Consider the following 8,916-nt stretch of genomic DNA (forward strand, 5'->3'; position numbering starts at 1 on the left):
GCGCAAGCCCGAGCAGGAAACCCCGGCGCAGGCCGCCGCGCGTCGCCGCGCCGAGCGTCAGCGCAGCGCCGAGGCGTCGATCCAGGCCGACCCGCTGGTGCAACAGATGATCCAGCAGTTCGCCGCCAAGGTGCGCGACGGCAGCATCGAGCCCATCGATACCCCCAGTTAACCCCCGGACACCGAGGATACCGAGATGATGAAAGGTGGCATGGCCGGCCTGATGAAGCAGGCCCAGCAGATGCAGGAAAAGATGCAGAAGATGCAGGAAGAACTGGCCAACGCCGAAGTCACCGGCCAGTCCGGCGCCGGCCTGGTCAGCGTGGTGATGACCGGTCGCCACGACGTCAAGCGCATCACCCTGGACGACAGCCTGATGCAGGAAGACAAGGAAGTGCTCGAAGACCTGATCGCCGCCGCGGTCAACGACGCGGTGCGCAAGGTCGAGCAGAACAGCCAGGAGAAGATGGCCGGCATGACCGCAGGCATGCAGCTGCCCCCCGGCTTCAAAATGCCTTTCTGAGCATGTGACGCCCAGCCGGCACGCATTACTGCGTTGCGAAAGGCCCCGAGCATCCTCATTTACAGACGTAAACTCCGGTGCTCGGGGCCTTTCGCGCCTTGTACTGCATACCGTCTGATCGCCCCCGTGGTGGCGGTTGGATCAAATGCGCCAAGTGTGTAGCCCGGATGCAATCCGGGAATGCCCAGTGACATCTTTCCCGGATTGCATCCGGGCTACGAACCTGTAGGAACCCCATGAGCTTCAGCCCCCTGATCCGTCAACTGATCGACTCCCTGCGCATCCTCCCCGGGGTGGGACAGAAGACCGCCCAGCGCATGGCCCTGCAGCTGCTCGAACGCGACCGCAGCGGCGGCCTGCGCCTGGCCCAGGCGCTGAATGCGGCGATGGAAGGGGTCGGCCACTGCAAGCGCTGCCGCAGCCTGAGCGAGGACGAGCTGTGCCAGCTGTGCCTCGACGAGCGCCGCGACGACAGCCTGCTGTGCGTGGTGGAAGGGCCGATGGACGTGCATGCGGTGGAGCACACCGGCTATCGCGGCCGTTACTTCGTGCTCAAGGGCCATCTGTCGCCGCTCGACGGTTTGGGCCCGGAGGCCATCGGCATCCCCGAACTGCTCGAGCGCATCGCCGCCGGCAGCTTCAGCGAAGTGATCCTGGCCACCAACCCGACGGTGGAAGGCGAGGCCACGGCCCACTACATCGCCCAGTTGCTGGCCGGCAAGGGCCTGGTCGCCTCGCGCATCGCCCACGGCATGCCGCTGGGCGGCGAGCTGGAACTGGTCGATGGCGGCACCCTGGCTCACGCGCTGGCCGGACGCCGGCCGATCAGCCTCTGATCAGCCGTAGTCTCTGGCGTCTCTCTGCCATGCCCACGATCGCCGCCGCCCTGCGCCTTGCCGCCCTGCTGCTGGTGTTCGGAGCGCCGCTTGCCGCACAGGCCCAATGTCCGAGCGGGCAGGTGCAGGTCTGCCTGGGTGGCTCCTGCCTGTGCGTGCCCGATCCGGTTCGGCTGCATGAGGACGGCCTGAACATGGCGGCGACACGACTCGAGGCCTGGCTGCTGCAATCGCGCCAGGCGGCGCTGCGGGCCGGCACCGAGCCGCTACCGCTGATGATCCGCGCGCAGCTCGCGCCTTTCTACGACGCCGCGTTGCTGGACGAGGTGCGCTTTCGCGTGGGCATCACCGAGGAGATGGACGCCGCCACCCTCATGTTGCAGAACCCGGACGTGCAGGCCGTGACCCTGGTCGATGTGGTGGTGTTTCGCAGCGACCAGGCCGCCGAGCACGACGTGGCGCTCTGGGCCCATGAGCTGTGGCATGTGCAGCAGTATCGCGACTGGGGCAGCGATGGCTTCGCCCAGCGTTACACCCGCGATTTCCAGTCCGTGGAAGGGCCGGCCTACGAGATGCAGGCGCGGGTCAGAAGGGCCTTGCGCGAGCAGAAATAAAACGCTCGCTTGAAAGCCAAGCAAGCGCTAGGTTAGGGTGGCCGAAACAATAACGGGAGAACCCCGCATGGCCGCCCGGCAGTCGTACTTCGATGATTCCCACCAACTGATCCGCGATTCGGTGCGGCGCTTCGTCGAACGCGAGATCCTGCCGCATATCGATGACTGGGAGGAGGCCGAGGAGTTTCCCCGCGAGCTGTACCTCAAGGCCGGCGCGGCGGGCATTCTCGGTATCGGCTACCCGGAGCAGTATGGCGGCAGCCACGAGGGCGATGTATTCGCCAAGGTGGCGGCCAGCGAGGAGCTGATGCGTTGCGGCTCCGGCGGTCTGGTGGCCGGGCTCGGCTCGCTGGATATCGGCCTGCCGCCGGTGCTCAAGTGGGCCAGGCCGGCGTTGCGCGAGCGGGTGGTGCCGCAGGTGCTGGCCGGCGAGAAGATCATGGCGCTGGCGGTGACCGAGCCGTCCGGCGGCTCCGACGTGGCCAACCTCAAGACCCGCGCGGTGCGCGACGGCGATTGCTACCGGGTCAGCGGCAGCAAGACCTTCATCACCAGCGGCGTGCGCGCCGACTACTACACGGTGGCGGTGCGTACCGGCGGCGAGGGCTTCGGCGGCGTCAGCCTGCTGCTGATCGAGCAGGGCACGCCGGGTTTTTCCGTCGGGCGCAAGCTGAAGAAGATGGGCTGGTGGGCCTCGGACACCGCCGAGCTGTTCTTCGACGACTGCCGGGTGCCGGCGGAAAACCTGATCGGCGCGGAGAATGCCGGGTTCGCCTGCATCATGGCCAACTTCCAGAGCGAGCGTCTGAGCCTGGCGATCATGGCCAACATGACCGCGCAGCTGGCGCTGGAAGAATCGCTGCGCTGGGCGCGCGAGCGCCAGGCGTTCGGCAAGCCGCTGGGCAAGTTTCAGGTGCTCAAGCACCGCCTGGCCGAGATGGCCACCCAGCTGGAGGTATCGCGCGAATTCACCTACCGCCAGGCGGCGCAGATGGCCGCGGGCCGCAGCGTGATCAAGGAAATCTCCATGGCCAAGAACTTCGCCACCGATATCGCCGACCGCCTCACCTACGATGCGGTGCAGATCCTCGGGGGCATGGGCTATATGCGCGAGTCGCTGGTCGAGCGGCTGTACCGCGACAACCGCATCCTCTCCATCGGCGGCGGTACGCGCGAGATCATGAACGAGATCATCGCCAAGCAGATGGGGCTGTAGAACCTGCCGTGGGAGGGGCTTTAGCGGCGATCATCCTTTAAGAAAGGGCGGAAAAACTCGCCACTGAAACGCCTCCCTCGGGGCATGGCCCTGCGCGGTTATCAGGACGCCGCCTGGCTCTGCGCCGCCTGGCGCAGGCGGGCGATGTCGCGCTGCGGCGGCGAGCCGAACAGGCGGCTGTATTCGCGGCTGAACTGCGACGGGCTCTCGTAGCCGACGCGGTAGCTGGCCGCCGCCGCCTCCAGGTTGTCGCACAGCATCAGTCGGCGCGCTTCCTGCAGGCGCAGCTGCTTCTGGTATTGCAGTGGGCTGAAGGCGGTGACCGCCTTGAAGCGGTGATGCAGGGTCGATGGGCTGAGGTTGACCTCGCGCGCCAGCTCCTCGATGCGCAGCGGCTGATCGAAGTTCTTGCGCAACCATTCGATGGCGCGCGAGATGCGCTGGCTCTGGCTGTCGGCGATGACCACCTCGTGCAGGCGATGGCCCTGCGGGCTGAGCAGCATGCGGTAGAAGATCTCGCGCAGCGCCAGCGGCGCCAGCATGGCGATGTCGCGCGGGGTTTCCAGCAGGCGCAGCAGGCGGATCACCGCGTCCAGCAGGCGTGGGTCGAGGCGATCGAGAAACAGTGCGCGTTGCGAGGCGGCATCGGGGGGCGCGATAGGCGGCATCTCGGTGAGCAGGCTGCTGATCAGCGCCGGATCGATTTCCAGTGCCAGGCTCAGGTAGGGCCGCTGCGGGCTGGCTTCGATCACCCGACCGGTCACCGGCAGCACCACCGAGGCCACCAGGTAGTTCAGCGGATCGTAGACGTAGAGCTCGTCTCCCAGGCGGATCTCCTTGCTGCCCTGCGCGATGATGCACAGGCAGGGGTCGTACACCGTCTGCATCGGCAGGCTGGGCGTGGTGGCCCGCGCCAGTTTCAGGCCGGGAATGGCGGTGACATGCACCCCGTCTTCGGGCACGAAGCGTTCGACCAGGCGCGCCAGTTCATGGCTGAGTTCGGCCAGCGGGGTCTCGAGCGCGCTGGTGCTGTGCGTGGGTGACTGCATGGCAAATCTCCTGAGGAAGCGTGAAGCCTAGCCAGGTTTTTCAGGCAAGTCATGAGGGGTGGCAGGATTAGGCAAATATTCGCCAGGAATGGGCAAATCGCCGATGAAACAAGGTGTTTCATCCATGGCGTTAACCCCTGTCGATTTATCTTCGGTCAAATTGTCTTGGCAGTTTTAGGCAAGAATTGGCCAGTAATCGACTAACGCTCGCACGCCCGCCGACCTAATCTCTGCAGGCATCGCCGATTGCCCTGCCGTCAGCGCCGACAGAGGCAAGCCACTGCGCCAATTCAGCGGCAGTCGCGCTATCGCCCGCTGATCGGTGATTGGGCCCCATTCGCCACAAGGAGGACAGGCCATGTCCAGCAAATGGCTGCTCGCGCCCCTGACCCTGCTGCTGCTCGCCACCGCCTGGCTCGATTCGCGGGCCGGCGACTGCGCGCCGTTCGCCGAGCCCGACGCCGCGCCCCACGTGCTGCAGCGCAACGCCGCGGGCCTGTACTGAATGCATTCCAGGAGGTTGTCATGTGCATCGTTCACCGTATGACCTTTCGCGCCCGCCAGCGCCGTTCGGCGCAACTGGGCCAATGCCTGGCCCGGCTGGATGGCGTCGGCATCGATGGATCGGGCTGCCTGGAGCTGCGGATTTTCCCGCTGGCCGGCGATGCCCCGGGCTGGCACGTGGAGGGGCGCTGGCGTTCGGTCGCGGCGCGGGACGCCTTTCTCGCCGGCGAAACCTTGTGCGGCGTGCTGGCCGAGGCCATCGGCGCAGACCTGATCGCCAGCCTCGAATGCGCGCTGGAGCCACTGCAACAGGTGGCCTGAGGCGTCGGCCGTGTCCGCGGCGTGCTGAGCGGGGGCGGCAGAGGCATGGCTTGCCTTTGTGAATTTATCGGCGTAGATTTTCATGAAATTAGAAATTGATAATTTCATGAGGCGCCCATGTTCCGCCACGCCAGCCAGCACGTCGACAGCTATTACGCCCACAGTTGCGCCGATCGCCTGAGCGAGCATGCGCCGCTGCAGGGCGAGCAGCGCTGCGAGGTGCTGGTGATCGGCGGCGGTTTCAGCGGCCTGCACACGGCGCTGCGCCTGGCCGAGGCGGGCAAGCGGGTGATCCTGCTGGAGGCCAGCCGGGTAGCCTGGGCCGCGTCCGGGCGTAACGGCGGCCAGGCGATTCTCGGCTGGTCCTGCGATATGCCGCCACTGGAGAAGGCCCTGGGTCTCGAACGCGCCCGCCGGCTGTGGGACGGCATGGCCTGGGCCGCCGGCGAGCTGCGCGAGCTGCCGCAGCGCCACGGCTTCGACTGCGACTACCGCCGCGGCCACCTGTGGACCGCGGTGCTGCCGCGGCGGGTGGCGCTGCTGCACGAATGGCAGGAGGAGGCCGCGCGCAAGTGGGGCCATCGCACGCTGCAGTTCGTCTCCCGCGAGCAGATGCCGGAGTGGGTCGCCAGCGAGCGCTACCAGGCCGGGCTCTTCGATCCCGAGGCCGGCCACCTCAATCCGCTCAAGCTGGCCCTGGGCCTGGCCGAAGCCTTCGTCCGCGCCGGTGGGCGGCTCCATGAGCAGAGCCGCGCGCTGAGCCAGCAGGCGCATGCCGGGGGCTACCTCGTGCGTACCGCGCAGGGCAGTGTGCAGGCCGAGCAACTGGTGCTGGCCTGCAACAGTTATATCGACAGCCTGGAGCCGCGTCTGGCCCGGCGCATCCTGCCGGTGGGCACCTACCAGATCGCCACCGCATCGCTCGGCGCCGAACGCGCCGCGGCGCTGCTGCCGCGCAACGCCTGCGTCACCGACAACCAGTTCGTGCTCGATTATTTCCGCCGCACTCCCGACCACCGTCTGCTGTTCGGCGGCGGCTGCACCTACCTGGGCGGCCTGCCGCAGGACATGGCGGCGGCCACCCGGCCGTTCCTCGAACGGGTGTTCCCGCAGCTGGCCGGCGTGGCCATCGACTTCGCCTGGGGCGGGCATATCGACGTGACCCGCGCGCGCACCCCGGATATCGGCGGCGAGAACGGCCGCTACTGGCTGCAGGGCTACTCCGGCCACGGCGTGTTGCCGACCCTGGCGGCGGCGCGGGCGGTGAGCGACGCCATCCTCGGCCAGCCCGACGAGCTGGCGCTGTACCAGCAGCTGCGCAATCCGGCGTTTCCCTTCGGCGAGCGCCTGGCCGCGCCGCTGGAGGCCATCGGCAAGGCCTGGTATCGACTGCGTGACTATTTCTGATTACGAGGCGGCGATGGACAAGCACGAAGAAATGGCCGCCCTGGCCATCCTCATCCACGACCTGCGCAAGCACAAGAAGGTCACCCTGAACGAGCTGGCCGAACGTATCGGCCGTTCGGTGGGCTTCCTCTCCCAGGTCGAGCGCGGCCTGTCGCGGCCGACCGTGGCGGACCTGACCGCCATCAGCGAGGCGCTCGACGTGCCCACCACCTATTTCTACAACCTGCCCAGGCCCAAGGCGCTGGACTGGGTGACCCGCCCGGACGAGCGGCGCACCCTGTATTTCGCCGGCGGCATCACCGACATCATGGCCTCGCCGACCCTGCAGGGCGCCTTCACCCTGCTCGAAAGCCTGCTCGAACCCGGCGCCAGCAGCGGCGAGCGGCAGATGAGCGACCGCTCGGAGCAGGGCGGTTACGTGCTCGAAGGCCAGCTGACGCTGTGGCTGGGCGAGGACGAAAGTGGCGCCACCCTGCATGCCGGCGACGCCTTCCAGGTGCCGAGCTATGCGCGCCTGCGCTACGCCAACCTGGGCGACACCCCGACGCGGGTGCTGTGGATTTACACCTGATTCTGCGACGTGGACACAACAACAATGACTACCGATGCACTGCTCGATGAAGTTCGCCAGTTCCGCCAGGCCCACCCCGAGGTGCGCTTCGTCGACCTGATCTGCCTGGACATCCCCGGGCATTTCTACGGCAAGCGCTACCCCATCGAGATGCTGGAGAAGGTCGCCGCCGGCAGCGCCCTCAAGCTGCCGCAGAACTGCGTGCTGCTCGGCGCCCAGGGCGGGCTCTACGAGATCGGCGACTACTGCTTCCACGATGGCGACCCGGACGCGCCGCGGCGGTTGATCCCCGGCACGCTCAAGCCGGTGAACTGGGAGCGCCAGCCGCTGGGACAGATGCTGATCAGCTCCGACGGCACCGAAACGCCCATCGAGTTCGAACCGCGCGAGGTGCTGGCGCGCGTGGTGCAGCGTCTGGCCGCACGCGGCATTCGCCCGGTGGTGGCCTTCGAGCTGGAGTTCTACCTGTTCGACAAGGCGCTCAAGGATGGCCTGCCGCAGTTCCCCCACGACGACCTGAGCGGCGATGCCGACGATCAGCCGAACATGCATATCGAGCGCCTGTCGCGTTTCGCAGGCGTGCTCGGCGACATCACCGAGACCGCGCGCGTGCAGGGCATCGACGCCACGGTGATCACCGCCGAGCTGGGCCCGGGGCAGTTCGAGATCAACTTCGGCCACAACGCCGACCCGCTGCAGGCCGCCGACTGGTCGGCGCTGTTCTGCCGGCTGACCCGCGGCGTGGCGCTGAAATACGGCCATCGCGCCAGTTTCATGGCCAAGCCCTACCTGCAGCATCCGGGCAGCGGCATGCACGTGCACGTCAGCCTGTACGACGAGGCCGGCGACAACCTGCTGGCGCGCGACGCGCAGCGCCCGTTGCGCCATGCGGTGGCCGGCTGCTTGCAGCTGCTGCCGCAGCTGATGCCGATCTACGCGCCGAACCACAACAGCTACCGCCGCTTCGGTGCCATGGTCAACTCGGCCAGCCGCGCCAGCTGGGGCTTCGAGGATCGCGACGCCTGCGTGCGCATCCCCGAGTCGGATGCGCGCAACCTGCGCCTGGAGTTCCGTCTGCCCGGCGCCGATGCCAACCCCTATCTGGTGCTGGCGGCGCTCCTGACCAGCATCGAGCAGGGCCTGGACGCGCAGGCCGAGCCCATCGCCCCGCTCAACGACGACCGCGCCAGCGGCGTGGACTTTCCCAAGGACATGCTCGAAGCGGTGCGCCGCATGCAGGCCAGCGAGCGGGTCGCCGCCGGCCTCGGCAGCGAGTTCGTCATGGTCTATTGCGAGAACAAACGCCAGGATCACCTGGCCTTTATGCACGACATCAACCCGCGCGAATACCGCTGGTATCTGTAAGGAGGCGCCATGCACAACCCGAAAACCGCCCAGTGGCAGGCCATGAGCCGCGCCCATCACCTGGCGCCGTTCAGCGACTACAAACAGCTGGCCGAGAAGGGCCCGCGCATCATCACCGAGGCCAAGGGCGTGTACCTGTGGGACAGCGAGGGCCACAAGATCCTCGACGGCATGGCCGGGCTCTGGTGCGTGGCCGTCGGCTACGGTCGCGAGGAGCTGGTCGAGGCGGCGGCGACGCAGATGCGCCAGCTGCCGTTCTACAACACCTTCTTCCAGACCGCCCACCCGCCGGTGCTGGAGCTGGCCCAGGCCATCGCCGAACTGGCCCCCGAAGGCATGAACCACGTGTTCTTCACCGGTTCCGGCTCGGAAGGCAACGACACCATGCTGCGTCTGGTGCGCCACTACTGGGCGTGCCGGGGCAAGCCGAGCAAAAAGGTGATCATCGCCCGCGAGAACGGCTACCACGGCTCCACCGTGGCCGGCGCCAGCCTCGGCGGGATGAAGGGT

11 protein-coding genes and 1 pseudogene are annotated in these 8,916 nt (G+C 67.4%); 11 read left to right on the top strand and 1 reads right to left on the bottom strand.

Annotation, left to right across the window (positions count from 1 at the left end; genetic code table 11):
• The 5 genes and pseudogenes from N878_RS26655 to N878_RS05605 all read left to right on the top strand — a co-directional run.
• Positions 1 to 172: pseudogene (locus N878_RS26655) on the top strand (DNA polymerase III subunit gamma/tau); the annotation flags it as partial.
• Positions 173 to 196: 24 nt separating this feature from the next.
• Positions 197 to 523: a YbaB/EbfC family nucleoid-associated protein gene (locus N878_RS05590; protein WP_003240957.1), complete on the top strand. Its 327-nt coding sequence runs from the start codon at positions 197 to 199 to the stop codon at positions 521 to 523.
• Between the two features lie 236 nt (positions 524 to 759).
• On the top strand, positions 760 to 1,359 hold the full coding sequence (gene recR, locus N878_RS05595; RefSeq protein WP_021442697.1) for a recombination mediator RecR: 600 nt from the start codon (positions 760 to 762) through the stop codon (positions 1,357 to 1,359).
• Between the two features lie 29 nt (positions 1,360 to 1,388).
• Positions 1,389 to 1,973, top strand: coding sequence for a DUF4157 domain-containing protein (locus N878_RS05600; protein WP_021442698.1), 585 nt, complete (start codon positions 1,389 to 1,391; stop codon positions 1,971 to 1,973).
• A gap of 67 nt (positions 1,974 to 2,040) precedes the next feature.
• Positions 2,041 to 3,189 carry an acyl-CoA dehydrogenase family protein gene (locus N878_RS05605; RefSeq protein WP_021442699.1) on the top strand — a complete coding sequence of 383 codons (1,149 nt, stop codon included), beginning with the start codon at positions 2,041 to 2,043 and terminating at the stop codon, positions 3,187 to 3,189.
• Positions 3,190 to 3,290: 101 nt separating this feature from the next.
• On the opposite strand, the gene N878_RS05610 is transcribed toward N878_RS05605, so the two are convergent.
• The gene (locus tag N878_RS05610) at positions 3,291 to 4,238 is read right to left on the bottom strand and encodes an AraC family transcriptional regulator (RefSeq protein WP_021442700.1); all 948 of its coding nucleotides are present in this window, start codon (positions 4,236 to 4,238) and stop codon (positions 3,291 to 3,293) included.
• Between the two features lie 358 nt (positions 4,239 to 4,596).
• Here N878_RS05610 and N878_RS28850 point away from each other — a divergent pair, with 358 nt between their 5' ends.
• The 6 genes from N878_RS28850 to N878_RS05635 all read left to right on the top strand — a co-directional run.
• Positions 4,597 to 4,743: a hypothetical protein gene (locus N878_RS28850; protein ID WP_021442701.1), complete on the top strand. Its 147-nt coding sequence runs from the start codon at positions 4,597 to 4,599 to the stop codon at positions 4,741 to 4,743.
• 20 nt (positions 4,744 to 4,763) lie between these two features.
• Positions 4,764 to 5,063, top strand: coding sequence for a hypothetical protein (locus N878_RS05615; protein ID WP_021442702.1), 300 nt, complete (start codon positions 4,764 to 4,766; stop codon positions 5,061 to 5,063).
• A 117-nt stretch (positions 5,064 to 5,180) separates the two neighbouring features.
• Entirely contained in the window at positions 5,181 to 6,470 is a 1,290-nt protein-coding gene (locus N878_RS05620; RefSeq protein ID WP_021442703.1) for an FAD-binding oxidoreductase, read from the top strand.
• A 13-nt stretch (positions 6,471 to 6,483) separates the two neighbouring features.
• Entirely contained in the window at positions 6,484 to 7,041 is a 558-nt protein-coding gene (locus N878_RS05625; protein WP_021442704.1) for a helix-turn-helix domain-containing protein, read from the top strand.
• Between the two features lie 24 nt (positions 7,042 to 7,065).
• Positions 7,066 to 8,406 carry a glutamine synthetase family protein gene (locus tag N878_RS05630; protein ID WP_021442705.1) on the top strand — a complete coding sequence of 447 codons (1,341 nt, stop codon included), beginning with the start codon at positions 7,066 to 7,068 and terminating at the stop codon, positions 8,404 to 8,406.
• Positions 8,407 to 8,415: 9 nt separating this feature from the next.
• On the top strand, positions 8,416 to 8,916 hold a 501-nt coding region (locus N878_RS05635; RefSeq protein ID WP_021442706.1), incomplete at its 3' end, for an aminotransferase class III-fold pyridoxal phosphate-dependent enzyme.

This window comes from Pseudomonas sp. EGD-AK9 (assembly GCF_000465935.2).
Lineage (GTDB): Bacteria > Pseudomonadota > Gammaproteobacteria > Pseudomonadales > Pseudomonadaceae > Aquipseudomonas.

Excerpts from the sequence above, each read along its gene's own strand:
- N878_RS05600 (WP_021442698.1), top strand. The coding sequence starts at position 1,389 with ATGCCCACGATCGCCGCCGCCCTGCGCCTTGCCGCCCTGCTGCTGGTG.
- N878_RS05625 (WP_021442704.1), top strand. The coding sequence starts at position 6,484 with ATGGACAAGCACGAAGAAATGGCCGCCCTGGCCATCCTCATCCACGAC.
- N878_RS05630 (WP_021442705.1), top strand. The coding sequence starts at position 7,066 with ATGACTACCGATGCACTGCTCGATGAAGTTCGCCAGTTCCGCCAGGCC.
- N878_RS28850 (WP_021442701.1), top strand. The coding sequence starts at position 4,597 with ATGTCCAGCAAATGGCTGCTCGCGCCCCTGACCCTGCTGCTGCTCGCC.
- N878_RS05590 (WP_003240957.1), top strand. The coding sequence starts at position 197 with ATGATGAAAGGTGGCATGGCCGGCCTGATGAAGCAGGCCCAGCAGATG.
- N878_RS05620 (WP_021442703.1), top strand. The coding sequence starts at position 5,181 with ATGTTCCGCCACGCCAGCCAGCACGTCGACAGCTATTACGCCCACAGT.
- recR (WP_021442697.1), top strand. The coding sequence starts at position 760 with ATGAGCTTCAGCCCCCTGATCCGTCAACTGATCGACTCCCTGCGCATC.
- N878_RS05610 (WP_021442700.1), bottom strand. The coding sequence starts at position 4,238 with ATGCAGTCACCCACGCACAGCACCAGCGCGCTCGAGACCCCGCTGGCC.
- N878_RS05615 (WP_021442702.1), top strand. The coding sequence starts at position 4,764 with ATGTGCATCGTTCACCGTATGACCTTTCGCGCCCGCCAGCGCCGTTCG.
- N878_RS05605 (WP_021442699.1), top strand. The coding sequence starts at position 2,041 with ATGGCCGCCCGGCAGTCGTACTTCGATGATTCCCACCAACTGATCCGC.